The sequence below is a fragment of the Streptomyces sp. NPDC043685 genome, assembly GCF_056436585.1.
On record NZ_JBWKCH010000004.1, the window covers coordinates 106,078 to 129,491 of the forward strand.

General features: G+C 71.8%; 16 protein-coding genes, 1 tRNA gene and 1 pseudogene. 2 read left to right on the forward strand and 16 right to left on the reverse strand.

Annotated features, from left to right (window positions below; all coding sequences use genetic code 11):
* Nucleotides 1-322: 322 nt before the first annotated feature.
* Nucleotides 323-1,216, reverse strand: coding sequence for a glycosyltransferase family 2 protein (locus AC0665_RS13905; RefSeq protein ID WP_478508237.1), 894 nt, complete (start codon nucleotides 1,214-1,216; stop codon nucleotides 323-325).
* Between the two features lie 205 nt (nucleotides 1,217-1,421).
* Between AC0665_RS13905 and AC0665_RS13910 the strand changes: the two genes are divergently transcribed.
* Complete coding sequence (locus tag AC0665_RS13910) at nucleotides 1,422-2,303, forward strand: AraC family transcriptional regulator (RefSeq protein ID WP_478705070.1); 882 nt, start codon at nucleotides 1,422-1,424, stop codon at nucleotides 2,301-2,303.
* Between the two features lie 48 nt (nucleotides 2,304-2,351).
* On the opposite strand, the gene AC0665_RS13915 is transcribed toward AC0665_RS13910, so the two are convergent.
* The 12 genes from AC0665_RS13915 to bldG all read right to left on the reverse strand — a co-directional run bounded on the left by AC0665_RS13915 (nucleotide 2,352) and on the right by bldG (nucleotide 19,683).
* Nucleotides 2,352-2,774: a hypothetical protein gene (locus tag AC0665_RS13915; protein ID WP_478705071.1), complete on the reverse strand. Its 423-nt coding sequence runs from the start codon at nucleotides 2,772-2,774 to the stop codon at nucleotides 2,352-2,354.
* Nucleotides 2,775-3,233: 459 nt separating this feature from the next.
* Nucleotides 3,234-3,307: transfer RNA gene (locus AC0665_RS13920), tRNA-Thr, on the reverse strand.
* Nucleotides 3,308-3,414: 107 nt separating this feature from the next.
* Nucleotides 3,415-5,037, reverse strand: a complete 1,623-nt coding sequence (locus AC0665_RS13925) for an alpha/beta hydrolase (protein ID WP_478705072.1) — start codon at nucleotides 5,035-5,037, stop codon at nucleotides 3,415-3,417.
* Nucleotides 5,038-5,364: 327 nt separating this feature from the next.
* Nucleotides 5,365-6,570: a DNA polymerase III subunit delta' gene (locus AC0665_RS13930; RefSeq protein WP_468408585.1), complete on the reverse strand. Its 1,206-nt coding sequence runs from the start codon at nucleotides 6,568-6,570 to the stop codon at nucleotides 5,365-5,367.
* Nucleotides 6,571-6,724: 154 nt separating this feature from the next.
* Nucleotides 6,725-10,030 (reverse strand): dTMP kinase, encoded by a 3,306-nt coding sequence (gene tmk / locus AC0665_RS13935; RefSeq protein ID WP_478705073.1) that lies wholly within the window; start codon nucleotides 10,028-10,030, stop codon nucleotides 6,725-6,727.
* A gap of 154 nt (nucleotides 10,031-10,184) precedes the next feature.
* On the reverse strand, nucleotides 10,185-13,031 hold the full coding sequence (gene topA / locus AC0665_RS13940) for a type I DNA topoisomerase (protein ID WP_478705074.1): 2,847 nt from the start codon (nucleotides 13,029-13,031) through the stop codon (nucleotides 10,185-10,187).
* Between the two features lie 245 nt (nucleotides 13,032-13,276).
* Complete coding sequence (locus AC0665_RS13945; protein WP_468634993.1) at nucleotides 13,277-13,474, reverse strand: hypothetical protein; 198 nt, start codon at nucleotides 13,472-13,474, stop codon at nucleotides 13,277-13,279.
* A 221-nt stretch (nucleotides 13,475-13,695) separates the two neighbouring features.
* The gene (locus AC0665_RS13950; RefSeq protein WP_478603489.1) at nucleotides 13,696-15,234 is read right to left on the reverse strand and encodes a DUF7059 domain-containing protein; all 1,539 of its coding nucleotides are present in this window, start codon (nucleotides 15,232-15,234) and stop codon (nucleotides 13,696-13,698) included.
* A gap of 90 nt (nucleotides 15,235-15,324) precedes the next feature.
* Complete coding sequence (locus AC0665_RS13955; RefSeq protein ID WP_468408575.1) at nucleotides 15,325-15,915, reverse strand: small secreted protein; 591 nt, start codon at nucleotides 15,913-15,915, stop codon at nucleotides 15,325-15,327.
* Between the two features lie 193 nt (nucleotides 15,916-16,108).
* A complete protein-coding gene (locus tag AC0665_RS13960) occupies nucleotides 16,109-18,514 on the reverse strand; it encodes a sodium-translocating pyrophosphatase (RefSeq protein WP_478603486.1) in 2,406 nt (801 codons plus the stop codon).
* Nucleotides 18,515-18,787: 273 nt separating this feature from the next.
* A complete protein-coding gene (locus AC0665_RS13965; protein WP_363117568.1) occupies nucleotides 18,788-19,219 on the reverse strand; it encodes an ATP-binding protein in 432 nt (143 codons plus the stop codon).
* Nucleotides 19,220-19,341: 122 nt separating this feature from the next.
* A complete protein-coding gene (gene bldG / locus AC0665_RS13970) occupies nucleotides 19,342-19,683 on the reverse strand; it encodes an anti-sigma factor antagonist BldG (protein ID WP_003991900.1) in 342 nt (113 codons plus the stop codon).
* A 78-nt stretch (nucleotides 19,684-19,761) separates the two neighbouring features.
* On the opposite strand from bldG, the gene AC0665_RS13975 reads away from it, so the two are divergent.
* Nucleotides 19,762-22,329, forward strand: a complete 2,568-nt coding sequence (locus AC0665_RS13975) for a DEAD/DEAH box helicase (RefSeq protein WP_478603483.1) — start codon at nucleotides 19,762-19,764, stop codon at nucleotides 22,327-22,329.
* Nucleotides 22,330-22,369: 40 nt separating this feature from the next.
* On the opposite strand, the pseudogene AC0665_RS13980 reads toward AC0665_RS13975, so the two are convergent.
* The 3 genes and pseudogenes from AC0665_RS13980 to AC0665_RS13990 all read right to left on the reverse strand — a co-directional run.
* Nucleotides 22,370-22,720 (reverse strand): annotated as a pseudogene (locus AC0665_RS13980) (Rv3654c family TadE-like protein); the annotation flags it as partial.
* Between the two features lie 83 nt (nucleotides 22,721-22,803).
* Nucleotides 22,804-23,163: a TadE family type IV pilus minor pilin gene (locus AC0665_RS13985; protein WP_468634983.1), complete on the reverse strand. Its 360-nt coding sequence runs from the start codon at nucleotides 23,161-23,163 to the stop codon at nucleotides 22,804-22,806.
* On the reverse strand, nucleotides 23,150-23,359 hold the full coding sequence (locus tag AC0665_RS13990) for a DUF4244 domain-containing protein (protein ID WP_363117696.1): 210 nt from the start codon (nucleotides 23,357-23,359) through the stop codon (nucleotides 23,150-23,152). The genes AC0665_RS13985 and AC0665_RS13990 overlap by 14 nt, the downstream gene beginning before the upstream one ends.
* Nucleotides 23,360-23,414: the final 55 nt, after the last annotated feature.

Below are 23,414 nucleotides of genomic sequence, written 5' to 3' on the forward strand. Positions count from 1 at the left end.
CGCTCCGCCGGATCCGGCCGCACTGCCGACGGCTCTACCGGCAGTCCCACCGGAAGTCCCACGGCAGTCCTACCGGCAGTCTCCTCGGCCGCCCCGATCCCGGTCCGGCGACTTCAGGCCAGGCGCTCGGATGACGCAACGACGAACCATTGGCCACATGTTAGCGATCGGTTGGCAAAACCTGATGTGATCACTTCATCGGATCTGGCCCGACGGTACGCGCGTCTGGACGCGCAACTCGGGGGAGTGTCGCCGCCGCGGCCGGATCCGGGTCCCGGTCGGCGGAGGTGAACGGCCGGGGCCCCTCAATCTCTGCGGCGCGTCAGATGACGGGCGGCCGCCCGAGCCGGGTGAGCCGCCACACCGTCCGCCACCGCATGGGCCGCCGCTCCCCCGCCGGTTCCCGCACACCTTCCAGGAACCCGCCGAACCACGCGCGCAGTCCGGCGCCCGACCGGTTCCGGGCGAGGGTGAGCAGCACCCACACGCCGAGATGGACGGGCACGAGGGCGAGCGGAAGCCGGCGGCGGGCCAGCCAGACCCGGTTGCGGGCGTTGACGCGGAAGTAGATGGCATGCCGGGCGGGCGAGGTCTTCGGATGCCGCAGCAGCAGCTCCGGCGCGTACAGGATCCGCCACCCGGCATCGACCGCGCGCCAGGCGAGGTCGGTCTCCTCGTGCGCGAAGAAGAACTCGGCCGGCCAGTCCCCGATCTCGTCGAGCATCGCCATGCGCAGCGCGTGGCCGCCGCCGAGGAAGCCGGTGACGTAACCGCCCCGCAGGGGGTCCGCGTTGCCGACCCGGGGCACGTGCCGCTGCTGCGTCTCGCCGAGCTCGTCGGCGATGCGGAAGCCGACGATGCCCAGCCGCTCGTCCGCGGCGTACAGGTCCCGCACCCGGCGCAGCACATCGGCGTCGACGAGCAGACCGTCGTCGTCGAGATCAACCACCACGTCGATGTCGCCGAACTCCCGCAGCCGTGCGAGGGCCGCGTTGCGCCCGCCGGGGCAGCCGAGGTTCTCGTCGAGCTCGACGGTGGTGACCTCACCGGGCAGCGACAGTCGGCGGGCGAAGTCGGGCAGCGGGCAGCCGTTGCCGACGACGACGATCCGCTCGGGCGGCGCATCCTGCTTGGCCACGGACTCCAGCAGGGCGTCGACCTCTTCGGGCCGGTTGCCCATCGTCACCACGGCGACCGCGATCCTGGGTGCCCCCATGTCCTTCACCTCATCCGGTCGGCGCCTACGGTCGACGGGCGATGCTAGCCGTTCACGGCGGGGACGCCCGGCGTACGTCTGTCCGACGGCGGTTCGCCCCACCCCGGCCGGGGCGGGCGGCACCCGACCGGAGCGGGCACAGGATGTCGGGTGCGGCGGGGGTCGCGCTGCCTAGCGTGAGGGCACGAAAAGGAAGGAGCCCGGCGTGCTGGACCGGCTCAACCAGGCGATGGACCGGATCGAACGGAACCTCGCCGACACCGTGGACGTGACGGACCTGGCGCGTACGGCGTGCACCTCGGAGTACCACCTGCGCCGCATGTTCTCCGCCCTGGCAGGCATGCCCCTGTCGGAGTACGTCCGCCGCCGCAGGCTGACGGTCGCGGGCGCGGAGGTGCTGGCGGGCGACGCGACGCTCCTGGAGATCGCGGTCCGCTACGGCTACGGATCCGGAGAGGCGTTCGCGCGGGCGTTCCGCGCGATGCACGGCGTGGGCCCCGGCGAGGCCCGGCGCACCGGCGCCGCGCTCGTCTCCCAGCCCCGGCTGACCTTCCGCCTCACCGTCGAAGGGAGCAGCAGCATGCACTACCGCGTCACCGACCGCCCGGCCTTCACCGTCCTGGGCTTCAAGGCCCGGATCCCCCTGATCCACTCCGGCCCGAACCCGGCGATCACCGACTTCGTCCGCGGCCTCGACAAGCCGGCCGTGGAACGCCTGGAGAAACTCTCCGACCAGGATCCGCGCGGCCTCGTCGCGGTCTGCGACGACCTGGACCCGAGCCGCGCGGAGGGCACGGAACTGGACTACTACCACGCCGTGATCACATCGGCCCCGGCCCCCGGCCCGGCCCCCGAGGGCACCACCACGCTCCCGGTCCCGCCGGGCACCTGGGTGGTCTTCACCACGTCGGGCCCGGCCCCCGAGGCCATCCAGGAACTCTGGCGCGACGTGTTCACGGAGTGGTTCCCGTCCAACCCCTACCGCACCCGCCCGGGCCCGGAGATCCTCCGCGCCCGCCTGTCACCCGACGGCACGCGGGCGGACGCGGAACTGTGGCTGCCGGTGGAGCGGGAGACAAGCCACTGACACACAGAAATCCCAGGCCGGGTTCCGTCCGGCCTGGGGTTTCAGGTTTCAGCTTGGCGAGGACTCATCGACAGCCTCGCGGCGCCGGAGGCGCAGCAGTATCCCGCCCGCCGCCAGCGTCCCCACGGCGCCCGACGCGATGCCGAGCGCCAAGCCGCCGCCGAAGCCCGGTTCGTCGCCCGATGCCGGGGCCTCGTCCGGAGCCGAGACCTTCACCTCTCCCCGCAGCACGATCGAGGGGTAGCTGCACACATAGCCGCGGTCCTCTTCCGTCACGCAGTCGGCATCCTTGTGGCGCAGCGTGAACGTCACGGGGTACGTGCCGGGCTTCACGTTCTCTCTGATCCGGCCCGCACCCACCCAGGCGCTCTTGGTGTCACCGAGGGTGGTCTCGTCGGTCAGCGCCGGGCTGGAGACCTCCACCGACGTCGGATGCGGATTGCCAGGGCGCTCCTTGACCGTGAGTTCCACTGTCTCGCCGGGTCCTGCCGGACCGCTGACGGAGACGTATCCACCCCCGGGGAAAGGGAGCCGATCGGCGTGGGCCGTCGTGGACTGCCCGAGCAGCATCAGAGGTGCGGCCATTGCAGCGAGTCCACCGTATGCGAATGCGCGTGCGAGACGGGCCATATGCGCCTTTTCTTGCATGAAACAGACCTATGATCACGGCCGACCTTGACGCACTCACGCCAAGCGGCAAGACACGCGCCTCCTTCCATGACGGGGAAATCGACCATGAAGTTGCGTAGAGCGCTGGGCGCTGTGGCGGGGGCTGCGGCACTCGGCCCGGGACGCTGCCGGGTCTTCCGGCGCACGCAGACCAGAGCGATCCACCTACGGAAGGCTGTTCCACCGGGGCGCTCGGGGTGGCGTTTCCGAGGGAAACACGAAAGGCCAGGTCACGGGTTATGTGACCTGGCCTTTTGCCGGAGCCGCCTTCGGGATTCGAACCCGAGACCTACGCATTACGAGTGCGTTGCTCTGGCCATCTGAGCTAAGGCGGCGCGCTGTCCGCACTATGGTGCGATCAGCAACGACGGTAAGTCTACACAGTTTCCGAGGGTGCTCCGCACCAGCCCCGGAGGCGGTCCTTCCGGGGCTGGGAACGGGGTTATGAGCAGCGCTTCCCGTCCGTCGGCGGGGTGCCGCGGAGCAGGTAGGCGTTGATCGTCCGGTCGATGCAGGCGCTGCCGCGGCCGTAGGCCGTGTGGCCGTCGCCCTCGTAGGTGAGCAGACGCCCCGAGGAGAGCTGACCGGCCAGGGCCCGCGCCCAGCGGTAGGGGGTCGCCGGGTCCCGGGTCGTGCCGACCACGACGATGGGCGCCGCGCCCTTCGCCTCGATGCGGTGCGGCTCGCCCGTGGCCCGCACCGGCCAGTACGCGCAGTTCAGGGCGGACCACGCCAGGCCCTCACCGAAGACCGGCGACGCCTTCTCGAAGTCGGCCAGCGCCTTGCCCACCTCGTCGGCGGTGTCGAAGGAGGGCGGCAGGTCCAGGCAGTTCACCGCCGCGTTGGCGAACATCAGGTTGCTGTACGCACCGTCGGCGTCCCGCTCGTAGTAGGCGTCGGAGAGGACGAGGAGCCCGGAGCCGTCCTTCTCCTTCATCGCGGTCGTCAGCGCCTCGCGCAGCTGCTCCCACGAGCCCTCGTCGTACATGGCCGCGATCACGCCCGTGGTGGCGAGCGACTCGGTGAGCTTGCGGCCGTCGGCGTCGCCGGTGGCGAGGGGCCGCGCGTCCAGCTTCCCGAAGAACGCCTTGAGGTTCCTGCCGACCTGTTCGGGCGAGGTGCCCTTGCCGCCCAGCGGGCAGTCGGACTGGCGTACGCAGTCCTTCGCGAACGACCGGAACGCCGTCTCGAAGCCCGCCGTCTGTTCGAGGTTCAGCCGCCGGGCCGGCAGCGACGGGTCCATCGCGCCGTCCAGCACCAGCCGGCCCGCCCGGTCCGGGAACAGCCCGGCGTACGTCGCCCCGAGGAAGGTGCCGTACGAGGCCCCGAAGAAGTTCAGCTTCTCGTCGCCGAGCGCCGCCCGCACGATGTCCATGTCCCGGGCCGCCTCGACGGTGGACACATGGCGCAGCAGCCGGGGCGCGTCCGCGCCGCAGCCCTCGGCGAACGTCCGGTACGCCGCGACCAGGCCGTCCTTCTCCTTCGCGTCGTCGGGCGTGGTGTCCGTCTGCGTGTACGTGTCCATGTCCGGCCCGTCCAGGCACTCGACCGGCTCACTGCGGGCCACACCGCGCGGATCGACCGCGACCATGTCGTAGCGGGCGCGCACCTCGGCCGGGTAGCCGATGCCCGCGTACGCCTGCACGTAGCCGACCGCCGAGCCGCCCGGTCCGCCGGGGTTCACGAGCAGCGAGCCGAGCCGCTTGCCCGGGCCCGTGGCCTTCTTGCGGGTGATCGCGAGCCGGACGTCCCCGGCGGAGGGCTCGGCGTAGTTCAGCGGGGCTTTGAGGGTGGCGCACTCGAAGCCGGGGGTGCCGCAGGCGCGCCAGGCGGGCTTCTGCCCGTAGTACGACGAGAGCGCCGCGGGCGTGGCCTGCGGCAACGCGATCAGCGCCGCCTCCGCCGCCGCTGAGGCGGCGGACGTCGTCGCGCTCCCGGAGGAGCAGGCGGAGACGAGCAGCGCGGCCGTGGCGAGGAGACCGGCGGCGGTCTTGGCACGGTTGCGTGTCCTGCGGTGGAGACCGCCGGAGGCGGAGGCGGAGCGGGGGGTGCGCCTTGTGTCCATCCAGCGAGCGTAACTCTGGGCGACGGGATGAGTGCCCTGCGTGCGTGTCGTGCCTCGTACGAGTGACGGGGTCAATGCCATGCCGTGTCCGGTTCGTGCGGCGGTCCGTCCGGCTGGGACGGCGTCCGTCCGGCTCGGACGGGGGTGGGTGCCCGGAACCCGGTGTCGGAGTCCGGCGTCGCCGTCCGTTGCCCGACCCGGCCTTGCTGCATCGACTCCGGCGGCGCCACGCCACCGACATCCGGCGTCCGACGTGGTGTCCGCATCAGCCCCCCGGCCCCGCGGCTCCCCCGCGTCCGCCCCGGCCCGGCGGCCTCCCGCGCCTGTTCAGCCCGCTCTGAGCGCCATCGTCATGGCCTCCACCGCGAGCAGGGGCGCCACATTGCGGTCGAGGGCGTCCCGGCAGGCGGCGATCGCCTCGATGCGGCGGAGGGTGGACTCCGGGGAGCTGTCGCGGGCGAGGCGCTCCAAGGCGTCCTCGGCATCCGCGTTGGCGATGGCCACGCGTGAGCCGAGCTGGAGGGCGAGGACATCGCGGTAGAAGGCCGTGAGGTCGGTCAGGGCCAGGTCGAGGCTGTCACGCTGCGTGCGCGTTCTGCGGCGCTTCTGCTTGTCCTCCAGGTCCTTCATCACGCCCGCGGTGCCCCGGGGCATGCGCCCGCCCTGGACGGCGCCGAGAGCCGTCTTCAGCTCCTCGGTCTCCTTGGAGTCCGTCTCCTCGGCGAGCTGCTTGGCGTCCTCGGCGGCCGCGTCGACGAGTTCCTGCGCGGCCTTGAGCGCACCGCCGATCTCCCCCACGCGCAGCGGCAGCCTCAGCACGGCGGCACGGCGTTCACGCGCGGCCGGGTCGGTGGCCAGGCGGCGCGCCCGGTCGACGTGGCCCTGGGTCGCGCGGGCCACCGCGGCGGCCACGTCCGGCTCGATGCCCTCGCGGCGGACGAGCATGTCGGCGACGGCGTCGACCCTCGGCGTGCTCAGGTTGAGGTGGCGGCAGCGGGAGCGGATGGTCGGCAGGACGTCCTCGATGGAGGGCGCGCACAGCAACCAGACCGTCCGCGGGGCGGGTTCCTCGACGGCCTTGAGGACGGCGTTGGCCGACTTCTCGTTCAGCCGCTCGGCGTCCTCGACGAGGATGATCTGCCAGCGGCCGTTGGCCGGCGAGGTGAACGACTTGCGGACGGTGTCGCGCATGTCGTCGGCGAGGATCTGCGTGCCGACGGCCGCCACGGTGGTGACATCGGCGTGCGTCCCGATCAGCGCCGTGTGGCAGCCGTCGCAGAAGCCGCAGCCCGGGGAGCCGCCGAGGGCCCGGTCGGGGCTCACGCACTGCAGGGCCGCCGCGAACGCCCGCGCCGCCTGGTTGCGCCCGGCCCCCGGCGGGCCCGTGAACAGCCACGCGTGCGTCATCTTCGACGCCTCGGGCGGCGGAACGTGGGTGGCGACCGCGGTGACCAGCGCGTCGGCGTCCCGAGCGGCGGCGGCCAGCTGCTCGCTCACCCTCTCCTGCCCGACGAGGTCGTCCCACACGGTCATGGGTCACGCCGCCCTTCCATCACGTTCCGCGTTGCGAGCTCCATTGTGGGGGCGACCACTGACAACGCCCGCCGCCCCCGTCCGACCGCGCGGCCGGAGCCCGGGGTCCCGCGCGCGGCCGGAGCCCGGGTCCCGCGCCCGTCCGCCGGAGGCGTCAGCGCCCCCGGCCGCCTCGGCCCCGGCGTCCGCGCCCCTCGTCCGGCTCGTCGTCGTGCGGTCCGAGCAGCTCGTCCGCCAGCGAGGGCAGGTCGTCCAGCGGCGTCTCCTCGGCCCAGTCGGACCGGCGGCGGCGCGGTGCCCCGTCGGCGTCGACCTGGGGCATCTCCCGCGTGCGGTCCTCGGTGCCGTCGGGCCGGGGGGCCGGGGCGTCTTTGCGGAAGTACCCGGGCGGAACCCGGTCCGCCGGGTCATCGCCGCGCACGGGCGGGAGAACGGCCGTCTCCTCGGCGTCTGCCGGCCGGACCGGAGGCAGCACCGCCGTCTCCTCGGCGTCTGCCGGCCGGACCGGAGGCAGCACCGCCGTCTCCTCGGCGTCTCCCGGCCGGACCGGGGGCAGCACCTCGGTCTCGTCCCCGGCGCGGGGGGACACCGGCGGCAGGAGCTCCGTCCGGTCGTCGGCCTCCGGCGCCACCGGCGGCGGCATCGGCAGCTCGGCCGTCACGTCGGCGTCGGACTCACCGGAAGCCCGGCCCGCACCGCGCTCCTCGTCCCGCACCGGGCGCAGCACCGTCGTGTCGTCTCCGGCGCCGCCGCCCGGGGACACCACCGGCGTGGGTACGGTCGGCGCGTCCTGGGCGGAAGCGGCGGAACCCGCGGCACCCTTCGGGGCGGAGTTCTTGGGGCCGACCTCGGCCGCGGCGGCCGCCGCCTCCGCGAGCCGCCGGGCTTCCTCGGCCCGCAGCAGCGCCTGTTCGGCCTTGCGCTGCTTCTCCAGCCGGAGCGCCTCGGCCTCAGCGCGCAGCCGCGCCTCCTCCTCGGCCTGCTTGCGGCGGCGCTCCTCCTCCGCCTTGCGGCGGGCCTCCTCCTCGGCGCGGGCCTTCTCCTCCGCGAGAAGACGTGCCCGCTCCTCCTCGGCCTTCCTGCGCGCTTCCTCGGCGCGGCGCCGGGCCTCCTCCGCCTGCCGTTCGGCCTCGCGGCGCTGCGCCTCCTCCAGCTCGCGGCGCTTGCGCTCCTCCTCCTCGGCGCGCAGCTTGGCCAGCTGCTCCTGGCGCTCGCGCTCCAGGCGCTCCTCCTCGGCCTTGCGGGCGGCCTCTTCCTCGGCCTTGCGGCGGGCCTCCTCCTCGGCCTTCCGCCGCGCCTCCTCCTGGGCCTTGATCTCGGCCTCGGACAGCGGCAGCACCTGGTCGAGCCGGTGCCGGATGACGGTCGTGACGGCTTCGGGCTCCTGGCCGGCGTCCACCACCAGGTACCGGCCGGCGTCGGCCGCGGCCAGGGTCAGGAAACCGGCCCGCACGCGCGCGTGGAACTCGGCGGGCTCCGACTCCAGCCGGTCCGGCGCCTCCGTGAACCGCTCGCGCGCGGTCTCCGGCGCGACGTCCAGCAGCACGGTCAGATGCGGCACCAGCCCGTTCGTGGCCCAGCGGTTGATGCGGGCGATCTCGGTCGGCGACAGGTCGCGGCCGGCTCCCTGGTAGGCGACGGAGGAGTCGATGTACCGGTCGGAGATGACGACAGCGCCGCGCTCCAGGGCGGGCCGTACGACGGTGTCGATGTGCTCGGCCCGGTCGGCCGCGTACAGCAGTGCCTCCGCGCGGTGGGACAGACCGGCGCTCGACACGTCCAGCAGGATCGACCGCAGCCGCTTGCCGACGGGCGTCGCCCCCGGCTCGCGCGTCAGCACGACCTCGTGGCCCTTGCCGCGGATCCACTCGGCGAGCGCCTCGGCCTGGGTCGACTTGCCGGCCCCGTCGCCGCCCTCCAGGGCGATGAAGAAGCCGGAGGCCGACGGGCCCTGCTCCGGGTCGTCGCCGCCGAGCAGCGCGTCCTTCAGGTCCTGCCGCAGCGGCACACCGGAACGGTCGTCGGCCTTGGCCAGCACCAGCGCGGCCACCGGCAGCAGCAGGGCGCCGGCCAGCATCAGCGCGAAGGCCGCACCGCCGTGCGCGAAGACGAACTTGCCGCTCTCCAGCCGGTGCGGACCGATCGCCGCCGCGACGAGCGGGGCGATCACCGCGCCGAGCGCCACGAAGACCCGGACAACCGCGTGCAGGTGTTCCGTCGTGCGGGGCCGCCGGTACTCCTCGGTCTCCTGGTCGAGCAGGGTGTGACCGATGTTGGCGGACATGCCCGCGCCGACGCCGGCCAGCGCGAGGATCAGCAGCACGGTGGTGACGTCCGGGACCAGCCCGGCGGCCAGCAGGGCGATACCGGTGAAGGCGATCGTCAGCGCGAGCAGCCTGCGCCGGGACAGCGCCGGCATGAAGGAGGGCGCCGTGCGGATGCCGACCACGACACCGCCGGTCAGCGCGGCCACGAACAGGCCGTAGAGCACCGGGCCACCGCCCAGGTCCTTGGCGTGCAGCACGGCGACGGCGACGGCGGCCGACACCGCCGCGGCGACGGCGGCACTGGCCAGCACCAGCAGGGGCAACGCGCCGGTGCGGCCCTTGTCGGTGCCGGTGCCGGTCTTCGGGCGGCGCAGCCCCTCGAGCGGCGACCGCGCACGCGGGGTGCGGGTGTCGGGCAGCTCCAGGAACGTCAGCACGGACAGGGACGCGGCGAACAGCCCGGCCGCGACGTAGGAGGCGAGGGCCGCCTGGTGCTGGCCGAACCAGTCGATGCCGGCGCCGAGCAGATTGTTGAACAGGGAGGCGACGAGGAGGGCGACGGCCGCGAGGGGGATCGCCACGAAGTTGGTGCGCAGCGACAGGCGGCGCAGGGCGTCCATGTGGTCGGGCAGCGGCCGGACCGTCGCGCCCTCCGGCGGCGGGGCGGGCAGCAGCGCGGGGGCCGCGCTCTCGCGGCACACCGTCCAGAACCGCTCGGCGACCCCGGTCACGAAGGCCGTGACGAGCAGCAGTGTCAGCGCGTCGTCGGGCGTCCAGTCGATCCACAGGGGCGCGACGATGAGCAGCGCCGCGCGCAGCCCGTCGGCGCCCACCATGGTCCAGCGGCGGTCGAGCGGACCGTCCTGCGAGGTGAGTGCGGTGAGCGGACCGAGCAGTACGGCGCCGAACAGCAGCGTCGCGAGGATGCGCACCCCGAAAACGGTCGCCACTGCGAACGCCACACCCCGGTAACCGCCCCCGAACGAGCCTTCGGCGACGGCCGCCTGGAGTGCGAGAACGACCAGGACGAGAAGGGCGAGGGTGTCCCCCACACCCCCCACGAGCTGTGCGCTCCACAACCGCTTCAGCTGCGGTCGGCGCAGCAGGGCGCGGACGGCACGCTCGCGGGAGTCCGCGACCAGGGCATCGTCGGGGGCGGGCTGAGGGGCCGTTGGGTGGTCGGCTCGCGTCATGCGTTCAGCCTATCGGGAGCCACCGGCACGCTGGAGGGCGCGGCCTGGCATGCGCACGCCCCGACACCGAAGTGTTGCCGGGGCGTTCGCTTTCCGAACCCTGGGCGAAGGTCCGGGCGCGGCGGCCCGGACGTCGCACAGGACTCGAACGACCTCAGTCCTCCACGGACTTGGCGGCGGTCGCCGCCGTGGCTGCAGTCTTGCCGGCGGCGGTGGTCTTCTTCGCCGTCGTCTTCTTCGCGGTCGCCTTCTTCGCGGTGGTGGTCTTCTTCGCTGCGGTCTTCTTGGCCGTCGTCGTCTTCTTCGCCGGCGCCTTCTTGACCGCCTTCTTCGCGGTCTTCTTCGCCGGCCCCTTGGCGCGCTTCTCGGCGAGCAGCTCGAAACCGCGCTCCGGGGTGATCTCCTCGACGCTGTCGCCGGAGCGCAGGGTCGCGTTGGTCTCCCCGTCGGTGACGTACGGGCCGAAGCGGCCGTCCTTGACCACGACCGGCTTCTCGCTCACCGGGTCGGTGCCCAGCTCCTTCAGGGGCGGCTTCGCCGCGGCCCGGCCACGCTGCTTGGGCTGGGCGTAGATCGCCAGCGCCTCCTCCAGCGTGATCGTGAAGAGCTGCTCCTCGGCCTGGAGGGAACGGGAGTCGGTGCCCTTCTTCAGGTACGGGCCGTAGCGGCCGTTCTGCGCGGTGATCTCCTGGCCCTCGGCGTCGGTGCCGACGACACGCGGCAGCGACATCAGCTTCAGGGCCTCGTCGAGGGTCACCGTGTCCAGGGTCATCGTCTTGAACAGCGACGCCGTGCGCGGCTTGACCGCGTTCTTGCCTGTCTTCGGGGTGCCCTCGGGGAGGACCTCCGTCACGTACGGGCCGTAGCGGCCGTCCTTGGCGACGATCGTGTGGCCGGTGGCGGGGTCCGTGCCCAGCTCGTAGTCACCGCTCGGCTTGGCGAGCAGCTCCTCCGCGAGGTCGACGGTCAGCTCGTCGGGCGCCAGGTCGTCGGGGATGTCGGCGCGCTGGTGCTGCTCGGTGTCCTTCTCGCCGCGCTCGATGTACGGCCCGTAGCGGCCGACCCGCAGCACGATGTCGTTGCCCACCGGGAACGACGACACCTCGCGCGCGTCGATCGCGCCCAGGTCCGTCACCAGCTCCTTGAGGCCGCCGAGGTGGTCCCCGTCGCCGTTGCCGGCGTCGGCCGCGCCGCCGCTGACCGTGCCCTCGCCGAAGTAGAACCGCTTCAACCACGGCACGGACTGCGCCTCACCGCGGGCGATGCGGTCGAGGTCGTCCTCCATCTTGGCGGTGAAGTCGTAGTCGACGAGCCGCCCGAAGTGCTTCTCCAGGAGGTTGACCACGGCGAAGGACAGGAAGGACGGCACCAGGGCCGTGCCCTTCTTGAACACGTAGCCGCGGTCCAGGATCGTGCCGATGATCGACGCGTACGTCGACGGGCGGCCGATCTCGCGCTCTTCCAGCTCCTTGACCAGGGAGGCCTCGGTGTAACGGGCCGGGGGCTTGGTGGCGTGCCCGTCGACCGTGATCTCCTGGGCGCTCAGGGCGTCGCCCTGGGAGACCTGGGGCAGCCGGCGCTCCCGGTCGTCCAGCTCGGCGTTCGGATCGTCGGCACCCTCCACATAGGCCTTCAGGAAGCCGTGGAAGGTGATCGTCTTGCCGGACGCGCTGAACTCGACGTCCCGTCCGTCGGCCGCCGTGCCGCCGATCTTCACCGTGACGCTGTTGCCGGTGGCGTCCTTCATCTGGGAGGCGACGGTCCGCTTCCAGATCAGCTCGTACAGCTTGAACTGGTCACCGGTCAGTCCGGTCTCGGCGGGAGTGCGGAAACGGTCGCCCGAGGGGCGGATCGCCTCGTGGGCCTCCTGCGCGTTCTTGACCTTCCCGGCGTACGTCCTCGGCTGCGGCGGCAGGTAGTCGGCGCCGTACAGCTGCGTGACCTGGGCGCGGGCGGCGGATACCGCCGTGTCGCTCAGCGTCGTGGAGTCCGTACGCATGTAGGTGATGTAGCCGTTCTCGTACAGCTTCTGCGCGACCTGCATGGTGGCCTTCGCGCCGAAGCCGAGCTTGCGGCTGGCCTCCTGCTGCAGCGTCGTCGTACGGAACGGGGCGTACGGCGAGCGGCGGTAGGGCTTGGACTCGACCGAGCGGACGGCGAACCGCGTCTGCTCCAGGGCGGCGGCCAGGGCGCGGGCGTTCGCCTCGTCGAGATGGAGGGTGTTCGCGCTCTTCAGTTGTCCCAGGGAGTCGAAGTCGCGGCCCTGCGCGACCCGCCTGCCGTCGACGGTCTGCAGGCGCGCGACCAGCGACGACGGGTCCGACGGGTCTCCCGCGCGGCCGGTCGCGAAGGTGCCCGTCAGGTCCCAGTACTCAGCCGAACGAAAGGCGATGCGCTCGCGTTCCCGCTCCACCACGAGCCGGGTGGCGACCGACTGGACACGGCCCGCGGACAGCCGCGGCATGACCTTCTTCCACAGGACCGGCGAGACCTCGTAGCCGTAGAGGCGGTCGAGGATGCGGCGGGTCTCCTGGGCGTCGACGAGCTTCTGGTTCAGCTGGCGCGGATTGGCCACGGCGGCCTGGATCGCGGCCTTGGTGATCTCGTGGAAGACCATCCGCTTGACCGGGACCTTGGGCTTGAGCACTTCCTGGAGGTGCCAGGCGATGGCCTCGCCCTCGCGGTCCTCATCGGTGGCGAGGAAGAGTTCGTCGGACTCCTTCAGCAGGTCCTTGAGCTTCTTGACCTGCGCCTTCTTGTCGGCGTTGACCACATAGATCGGCTGGAAGTCATGTTCGACGTCCACACCGAGGCGGCGGACCTCGCCGGTGTACTTGTCGGGCACCTCGGCGGCGCCGTTGGGAAGGTCGCGGATGTGCCCGACGCTCGCCTCGACGATGTAGCCGGGGCCGAGATAGCCCTTGATCGTCTTCGCCTTGGCAGGCGACTCGACGATGACGAGTCGGCGGCCGCCGTTCGCGGTCTCGCTGGTCGGGGACAACTTCGCTCTTCTCTCCGGTCGACACTGGGCCTCCCCGGAGTCGCTCACCGGGGCTGGAAACGTGGTGACGCTGCGGAGTGTGACGGTACATCCCGCCCCCGTGTCAAACGGGAAAAGCCCGCAACGGCCACTCGAACGGTAACCCGACTACCACCGATCCTGCCGCCCGGCGTATCGAGAGCAGGCCGGGCCCTGTGCGGAGCGCGACCCCCCGGTTACCGGCGGGTGCGAGGCCGGCGCGGGTCTCACAGGCGTGTGAAGCACCACGCCGCGAGCGCCAGCGCGATCACCGAGGCGGCGCTCGCGAGGGCCGCGGAAGGGGCCGGCCTCACCCCTTCGGCGACAGGCAGCTGCCGGCGCACCCGTGACACGGTCCAGGCCAGCAGCCCGCCTCCGAACAGGGAGAACACCGCTCCCGTGAAGATCGCCGGTTCGCTCTCCATGGCCGCCGTCCCCCTTCTCCCCCGCCCGCGCCGTGTCGGCCCCGGGAGGCTGACACGCGCGGGCGGCGGGCAGGCGAACCCGAGGTGAACGCCAGGGCGACACGGCGGTGGATCAAGGGCGTCCAATTCCGCGTGACCCGTCTCGGACGGGGTGTCCAAATCGACTCGAATTTATTGGCGCGCCTCCCGGCACCCTCCGATGACGCCCCTCGCGCGGGAGCTCAGCGCACCGGTTCCAGGAACCCCTGCTCGACCAGCAACCGGATCTGGGCCGGTGTGCGGTCGCGCAGCATCACCGGGTCCTCGCCGATCAGCTGGGCGATGGCGTCGAGGATGCGGCCCGCGCTCATCGTGCCGTCGCAGACACCCGCGAAGCCCGCGCCGACGGTGTCCACCCGGGTCGCCCGGCGCATGCCGCGGTTCTGGCGCAGCACGACGTGCTCGGGGTCCTCGGCCCCCGGCAGCCCCACCTGCTCCTGCACGACCTCGGCGGCGAGCCGGAAGTGCCCTTCGAGCAGCGCGGCGTCGTCGTGGTCGCGCAGGTGGTCGAGCTGGTCGAAGTGGGCCCGGATGGTGTCGCCGAGCGGCTGCTCGACCGGGTGCGGCCATTCCTCCACCGTGATCGAGGGCACGGCGGCACTCGTCCTGCGCAGGGTGATCCAGCCGAACCCGACGGCCTTCACCTTGCGCGCCTCGAACTCGTCGAGCCATGCGTCGTACCGCGCCTGGTACTCCGCCGGGTCACCCCGGTGGTCACCGGCGTCACGCAGCCACAGCTCGGCGTACTGATTGACGTCCTGCACCTCGCGCTGCACGATCCACGCGTCGCAGCCGCGCGGCACCCACGACCTGAGCCGGTCCTGCCAGTCCTCCCCTTCCACGTGCTGCCAGTTGGCCAGGAACTGTGCGAACCCGCCCTCGTTGAGACGGTCGCCCGCTTGCTGAACGAGCGTGCGGCACAGATCGTCCCCGCCCATCCCGCCGTCGCGATAGGTGAGTCGTGTGCCGGGAGAGATCACGAAGGGCGGGTTGGACACGATCAGGTCGAACGTCTCGTCGTCCCGGACCGGTTCGAAGAGGGAGCCCTCGCGCAGGTCGGCGGTCGCGGCGCCGGACAGTGCCAGGGTGAGGGCGGTGATGTGCAGGGCGCGCGGGTTGAGGTCGGTGGCCGCCACCCGCGTGGCGTGCCGTGTGGCGTGCAGAGCCTGGATGCCGGAGCCGGTACCGAGGTCGAGTGCGGCGGCGACGGGGGTGCGGACGGTGATGCCGGCGAGGGTCGTGGAGGCGCCGCCGACTCCGAGGACGACCCCTTCGTCGCTCCGGCCGATGCCGCCGGCACCGCCGACCGCGCAGCCGAGGTCCGAGACGATGAACCAGTCCTCGCCGCCGGGCCCGCCGTAGGGCCGGACGTCCACCGTGGCGGCGAGTTCGTCCCCGCCGGCCCGGGCAAGCCAGCCGCTCTCCAGGCAGGCGTCGACGGGCAGGACGTCCGCCACGCGCGCGTGCGGCACGGGCTGCTGGAGCAGGAACAGCCGGACGAGCATCTCCAGGGGCGTGTCCCCGCGCGTCGCCCGGAGCGCGGGCACGGTCTCGCTCCGGGCCAGCGCCGCGTACGCGGGGGCGCCGAGCAGTTCGAGCAGTCCGTCGGCGGTGAAGGAGGCCGCGAGCAGGGCGTCCCGGAGCCGGGCGGCGACATCGGGGCGGTCGGAGGCGGGCAGCGGGGGCAGGGATGACTGGCTGGCGTTACTCACGCCGTCCATTGTGGCCGCCGGTGCGGGGGCGCGCGTGTCCGTGCGCGGGAGTCCGGGCGTTCCCCGCCACTCGGCACACCAGGGGCATGAGGTGCCCGCTCAGCTCTGCGTCGCGCCCGCCGACGCCGTGGCCGCCTTGCAGCTGGACTGCCGGGCCATGGCCTGGCCGACCTCGCCCTCCTCCAGGTTCCTGAGGGCGTCGTTCCCGCTCTGGCTCAGCTTGTCCAGCTCGGTGGCGATGTCCTTCAGGCCGTCGGCGAACTTGCCCTGATCCTTGGTGTCGAGCCCGTCGACCTGCTTCTTGAGGGAGGCGTAGGAGGCGGAGATCGAGTTGAGCTCCTTGACCGCGTCCTGCTGCTTCTTCTGACCGTTCTCGACGTCGGGCGCCCCGGCCTTGTTCACAGCCGTCCCGATCGCCTTGTAGGCGTCGGACATGTCCTGGAAGGCCTGTGCGTCGGTCTTCTGGACGTCCTTCGGCGTGCTGTTGTCCGAGGTCTCCTTCTGGATCGCGGCATTGGCCGACTCGATCTTCTTGGCCTGCGGCTGCACGGCGTCACAGACCTGCTTGGCCCAGGAGTCCAGCTTGTCGTTGCCGTCGTCGCCGCCGCAGCCCGACAGCGCCAGTACCAGTACCGCACCGCCGGACAGTGCGGCCGCGAGCTTCTTGTTCACCGGTTTGGTCCCTTCCATGGCTCTCGGCCCCGGAACATACACGCCAGATGCACGGCAACCGCACGTCGAACGTCTATTAAGACCGTTTTGTAACCTTTTGCACCAAGCGAGAGAAGGCTCACGCGTGAGCGTCTACCCACAAAGAGCGGGCGGGCGACGCGCCAACGCGCGCCGCCCGCCCGCACCTTGAGCTGGGGCTCGGAGAACCTCCCTACGAAACCACCGCCGGATCGGCCGACTTGGGCTTCGATCCGGCGTTGTCTTCGTCACCCATGGCGATTCCCCGCCGCTTTGACACGTAGACCGCCCCGACGATCACGACGAACGCGAGGGCAGCGATCAGGATCCGCACCCCGATGCTCTTGTCGGGGCCGTAGGAGAACTTGATCACCGCGGGCGCGATGAGCAGCGACACCAGGTTCATGACCTTCAGCAGCGGGTTGATCGCGGGGCCCGCGGTGTCCTTGAAGGGGTCGCCGACCGTGTCTCCGATCACGGTCGCCGCATGGGCCTCGCCGCCCTTGCCACCGTGGTGGCCGTCCTCGACGAGTTTCTTGGCGTTGTCCCAGGCGCCACCGGAGTTGGCGAGGAACACCGCCATCAGCGTGCCCGCGCCGATCGCGCCCGCCAGGAAGGCGCCGAGCGGGCCGACGCCGAGCGTGAACCCGATGAAGACGGGCGCCATCACGGCCAGCAGACCGGGCGTGGCGAGCTCGCGCAGGGCGTCCTTGGTGCAGATGTCGACGACCTTGCCGTACTCCGGCTTCTCGCTGTAGTCCATGATCCCGGGCTTCTCACGGAACTGCCGCCGCACCTCGTAGACCACGGAACCCGCCGACCGCGACACGGCGTTGATCGCCAGCCCAGAGAAGAGGAAGACGACCGCAGCGCCGGCGATGAGACCCACGAGGTTGTTGGGCTGCGAGATGTCCATCATCAGGCTCATCGGGGCGCCCTCCCCGCTGAGCTTCTCGCCCACGTCCCGCGCGCCGGTGATGATCGCGTCGCGGTACGACCCGAACAGCGCCGCCGCCGCGAGCACGGCCGTGGCGATCGCGATGCCCTTGGTGATCGCCTTGGTGGTGTTGCCGACCGCGTCCAGGTTGGTGAGCACCTGCGCGCCCGCGCCCTCGACGTCACCGGACATCTCCGCGATGCCCTGCGCGTTGTCGGAGACGGGCCCGAAGGTGTCCATCGCAACGATCACGCCGACCGTGGTGAGCAGGCCGGTACCGGCCAGGGCCACCGCGAAGAGCGCCAGCATGATGGACGTGCCGCCGAGCAGGAACGCCCCGTACACCCCCAGGCCGATCAACAAGGCGGTGTAGACGGCCGATTCGAGACCGACGGAGATACCGGCGAGGACGACGGTGGCCGGGCCGGTGAGCGAGCTCTTGCCGATGTCCCTGACCGGGCGGCGGGTGGTCTCGGTGAAGTAGCCGGTCAGCTGCTGGATCAGGGCGGCGAGCACGATGCCGATGGCCACCGCGACCAGCGCGAGGACCCGTGGGTCGCCGTCCTTGCCCAGGATCGCGGTGTCGGTGACCCCGTCGAGCTCGGAGTACTTCCCGGGCAGGTAGACGAAGACGGCCACCGCCACCAGCACCAGCGAGATCACCGCGGAGATGAAGAACCCGCGGTTGATGGCGCTCATGCCGCTGCGGTCGGCGCGCCGGGGCGCCACCGCGAAGATGCCGATCATGGCGGTGATCACGCCGATCGCCGGCACGAGCAGCGGGAAGCCGAGCCCTGCGTCGCCGAAGGCGGCCGAACCCAGGATGAGCGCGGCCACCAGCGTCACGGCGTAGGACTCGAAGAGGTCGGCCGCCATGCCCGCGCAGTCGCCGACGTTGTCGCCCACGTTGTCGGCGATGGTCGCGGCATTGCGCGGGTCGTCCTCCGGAATGCCCTGCTCGACCTTGCCGACCAGGTCGGCGCCGACGTCGGCGGCCTTGGTGAAGATCCCGCCGCCGACTCGCATGAACATCGCGATCAGCGCGGCTCCGAGGCCGAAGCCCTCGAGCACCTTCGGCGCGTCGGCCGCGTACACCAGCACCACGCAGGAGGCGCCGAGCAGGCCGAGGCCCACCGTGAACATGCCGACCACGCCGCCCGTACGGAATGCGATCTTCATCGCCTTGTGCGAGACGGAGGTCAGATCCTTTTCCGGCTCGCCTTGTGCCGGTGTGGCTTCACGTGCCGCCGCGGCGACACGCACATTGCTGCGCACGGCGAGCCACATGCCGATATAGCCGGTGGCCGCCGAGAACGCCGCTCCGATCAGGAAGAACACCGAACGTCCGGCACGCTGATTCCAGTCGTCCGCGGGCAGCAGCATGAGCAGGAAGAACACGACGACGGCGAATACGCCGAGGGTGCGCAGCTGACGCGCCAGATAGGCGTTCGCGCCTTCCTGCACCGCTGCCGCGATCTCCTTCATGCTGTCGGTGCCCTCGCCGGCCGCGAGCACCTGGCGCACCAGGACGCCCGCGACCGCCAGCGCCGCCAGTGCGACGACCGCGATGACCACGATGAGTACGCGGTTGCCGTCGGTCAGGACCGCGGCTGCGAGGTCGGTGTGATGACCCGACTGTTGTGAGAGGGAAAGCCCCGCCATTCGTCCTCCTTGACGCTTGGGCTGAGCTCAAGATGTGGACGGGATTGTAGGTACCGGAACCTGATCAAAACAGAGCGCGATAAACGGAATTGGACGTCCGAGGTAATGCCCTGAAAGCATTCTGACGCTGCCGGAGGGCGCGCGAATGATCGTGAACGAATTCACGCGATGAACGGCACAGGAACTACTGTAAAGGCGAGCACTGACACCCGCACATGACGAAGGGCCCCACGGGTGGGGCCCTTCGGAAGAACGGTGTGCGCGGTGGCGGAATCAGACCAGGATCGTCGGCGGCGGTGTGGTCGGCCAGGTCATCTTGATCAGCCCGCCGTGTTCTCCCGCGCTGACCTCGACGTCGTCGACGAGTCCACTGATGACCGCGAGGCCCATCTCGTCCTCGTCGGCCTCGCCGTCGGAGCCGCCGGCACCGGACGCGCGTTCGCCGGAGACCGCGTGCGGGGCCTCGTCGCCGACCTCGATGGAGAACTGCTTCTCCTCCTCGATCAGCAGCACCTTCACCGGTGCCGAGATCCCGACGGTCTGGTGGAGCCCGACGGCCCGGCTGCACGCCTCACCGACGGCGAGCCTGACCTCGTCGAGGACGGCCTCGTCCACTCCGGCCCTGCGCGCCACCGCGGCCGCCACCAGCCGGGCGGTCCTGACATGCTCGGGCAGCGCGCTGAAGCGGAGCTCAACGGTGGCCATGCATCCCCCTCGCAACTAGCGGGCGTGCTGTCGAGAGGCTCCGGGCCGGCGAAACCCGGGCCCCCTCGGTGTTCACTCTTGCCGAATGTCGGCCGGCCCGGGCACAGGGCCCGGGACCGGTGTCAGTCGGTGGCCGCAACCGCTTCCTCGACCGAGGTGTGAATGGGGAACACCTTGGTGAGACCGGTGATACGGAAGATCTTCAAAATGCGCTCCTGGTTGCAGACCAGGCGCAGGGAGCCCTCATGGGCCCGCACACGCTTCAGGCCGCCGACCAGCACGCCGAGCCCGGTGGAGTCGAGGAAGTCCACGCCCTCCATGTCGACGACAAGGTGGAAACTGCCGTCGTTCACCAGCTCGACCAACTGCTCGCGCAGCTTGGGCGCGGTATATACGTCGATTTCGCCACCGACCCTGACGATCGTGCGATCGCCCATGGTTTCGGTCGACAGGGACAGGTCCACGGATCCTCCAGCACCTTGCTATCGAGCGGTCGCCCTAGGGGCATTCGGCTTCAGCCCCTGGACGCTTCGCCAGCCGCGATGGCATTCAATCACTTACCGGCAGGCGTGCACGACGCCTTGGCTCCATTGTCCGTCACGCCAGTGACACACTCGGTGCCGATGGCCAAGAATCACCGATCCGATCGAACCCCGACGGACCCCGCCTCCCGGCCCGCTCCGGGCACGGTCCTGGACCGGCTCGCGTCCGGTCCGGGCAGGGCTTCGCGCATTACTCATACGGAGCACTTGCCCCCGCGCGCGGGTCGGCATGCCGTCTGGCCGGACCGGATCCGGGCGGAGGTCGTCGCCGCCGTGCGCGCCGCGGGCATCGAACACCCCTGGGCCCACCAGGCACGGGCGGCCGAGCACGCCCTGGACGGCGACTCGGTCGTCGTCGCCACCGGCACGGCCTCCGGCAAGTCCCTGGCCTACCTCGTCCCGGTGCTGTCCACCCTCATGGACGGCGCGGAGGCCCCGAACGGCCGGGGCGCGACCACCCTCTACCTGGCTCCGACCAAGGCCCTCGCGGCGGACCAGTGCCGGTCCGTGAAGGAACTTTCACATCCCCTCGGCAACGCCGTACGCCCAGCCGTGTACGACGGCGATACTCCGTTCGAGGAACGCGAGTGGATCCGGCAGTACGCCAACTACGTCCTGACCAACCCGGACATGCTGCACCGCGGGATCCTGCCGTCCCACCCCCGCTGGTCCTCCTTCCTGAAGTCGCTGAAGTACGTCGTCATCGACGAGTGCCACACCTACCGCGGCGTCTTCGGCTCCCACGTCGCCCAGGTGCTGCGCCGCCTGCGGCGGCTCTGCGCCCGTTACGGCGCCTCGCCCGTGTTCCTGCTGGCCTCCGCGACCGCCGCCGAGCCCGCGGTGGCCGCCCGCCGCCTCACCGGCGTGCCGGTGCTGGAGGTGGCCGACGACGCCTCCCCACGCGGTGAACTGGTGTTCGCCCTCTGGGAGCCGCCGCTGACCGAGCTGCACGGCGAGAAGGGCGCCCCCGTCCGCCGCACGGCCACCGCCGAGGCCGCGGACCTGCTGACCGACCTCACCGTGCAGGGCGTGCGCTCGGTCGCCTTCGTCCGCTCCCGGCGCGGCGCCGAGCTGATCTCGGTCATTTCCCAGGAGCGCCTGGCCGAGGTCGACCGGTCGCTGGCCCGGCGTGTCGCGGCGTACCGGGGCGGCTATCTGCCGGAAGAACGACGCGCACTCGAACAAGCCCTCCATTCGGGTGAACTGCTGGGCCTCGCCGCGACGAACGCCCTCGAACTCGGCATCGACATCTCCGGCCTCGACGCCGTCGTCATCGCCGGCTACCCGGGCACGCGCGCCTCCCTGTGGCAGCAAGCGGGCCGGGCCGGACGGGCCGGGCAGGGGGCGCTGGCCGTGCTGGTGGCCCGTGACGACCCGCTGGACACCTTCCTCGTCCACCACCCGGAGGCCCTGTTCGACCAGCCTGTCGAATCGACCGTCCTGGACCCCGACAATCCCTACGTGCTGGCCCCGCATCTGTGCGCCGCCGCCGCGGAGCTGCCCCTGACGGACGAGGACCTCGCCCTGTTCGGCCCGGCCGGCGAGAGCCTGCTGCCGCAGCTGGAGGCCGCGAAGCTGCTGCGCCGCCGCACCAAGGCCTGGCACTGGACCCGCCGGGAGCGCGCCGCCGACCTGACGGACATCCGAGGGGAGGGCGGACGCCCGGTCCAGGTCGTCGAGACCGGCACGGGCCGGCTGCTCGGCACGGTCGACGCCGGCGCCGCGCACTCGACGGTGCACGAAGGGGCGGTCCACCTCCACCAGGGCCGCACCTACCTGGTGCGGTCGCTCGACCTGGAGGACTCCGTCGCCCTCGTCGAGGAGGCCGCCCCGCCGTACTCCACCGTCGCCCGGGACACGACGTCGATCTCCGTCCTGGAGACGGACGTGGAGATCCCCTGGGGTGACGGCCGCCTCTGCTACGGCTCCGTCGAGGTCACCAACCAGGTCGTCTCCTTCCTGCGCAGACGGCTCATCACCGGCGAAGTGCTCGGTGAGACCAAACTCGACCTCCCTCCCCGTACGCTGCGCACCCGCGCCGTGTGGTGGACCGTCACCGAGGACCAGCTGGACCGGGCCCGGATCAACCCGGAGATCCTCGGCGGCTCCCTGCACGCCGCCGAACACGCGTCGATCGGCCTGCTGCCCCTCTTCGCCACCTGTGACCGCTGGGACATCGGCGGCGTGTCGATCCCGCTCCACCCCGACACGCTGCTGCCCACGGTCTTCGTCTACGACGGCCATCCGGGTGGCGCGGGCTTCGCGGAGCGCGCCTTCCACACCGCCCGCACCTGGCTGACCGCCACCCGCCAGGCCATCGCCTCCTGCGAGTGCGAGGCCGGCTGCCCGTCCTGCATCCAGTCCCCCAAGTGCGGCAACGGCAACGACCCGCTGCACAAGAGGGGGGCGGTGCGCCTCCTCACGGTGCTGCTGGAGGGGGCTCCCGGGGAGAAGGAGGACGCTCCGGAGGAGCAGGGCGCTCCTGTCGTGGAGCGGACGGCGGACGGAGCGGCAGAGCAGCCGACGGAAGGCCCGGCGGAGCCGTCGGAGGACCCGCCCGCGCCCTGACCTGCGCCGTGAACGGGCCCCGTCCCGACGCCGCCGTCACGTCCGAGATCTCCCCGGTGATCTCACACCGCACGAGCCGCACGCCCTGCGCCCGGGCCACCCGGCCGGCCCGAGCGCAGGCCGCCGAGCCCCCTTCGGCCCAGTGGTCCGCCGCGGCGAGCGCCGCGAGATCCGCACCGCCCGCCGCCCGGTGCCGGATCACGACGGCCTGCCCCAGCGCGAGGACCACACCGAACACCACGCACAGCACGGCGATCGCCCCCACACTCCAGACGGTGGCGGACCCGCGGTCCGAACCGGCGCTCCCGCGCACGGCCGCCCACCTGCGGATACCGGCTCCGGCCCCGGCCCCCGCCCGGCGGCGCCTCACACGCCCACCGCCGCTATCCATCCCGGGCCGGGCTCTCGCCCGGCGGCACCACACATGCCCACCGCCGGTACTCACCCCGGCCCCGGCCCCCTCCCGGCGGCGTCTCACGTGCCCACCGCCTCCTCCACGGACGCCACCGCCTCCTCGCGCACGGCGAAGGACAGACCGCGCAGCACCGGTGGCTCGGCCACCACGACCACCCGGACGTGTTCCGCGTCCCGGCTGACCGTCACCTTCGCACCGGGCGGTGCCGCCTCGCGGGCCAGCCGCACGACCGCGCCGGGCGGGTCCTGGCGTGCCGCCGCACGCGCCCCGGTCCGCGCCGCGTCCACACACTGGATCTGCGCGGCCACGACCAGCAGCCCCCACACCAGGGCCATCGCGAACATCACCAGGACGGGCAGCACCACCGCCGACTCCGCCGTGACGAACCCCCGGTCCGTGCCCCGCTCACATCCGCGCATTGAGGGCCCCCTTCACCACGGCTTGCAGCTCCGCGCTGACCGGCCCACTCGTGACGACCTTGTACAGCACCACCGCGAACGCCACGGCCGCGACGATTCCCATCGCGTACTCGGAGGTGACCATCCCCCCGTCCCGCCGCGCCGCACGCAACCCGCACACCAGGGCACGCAGCCGTGCCCGAACCGCCTGATACATCTCAACCCCCGTAGGAAAGAGTCCGAACTTCTGTTTGTTTTCGCTCGCTTGTCGC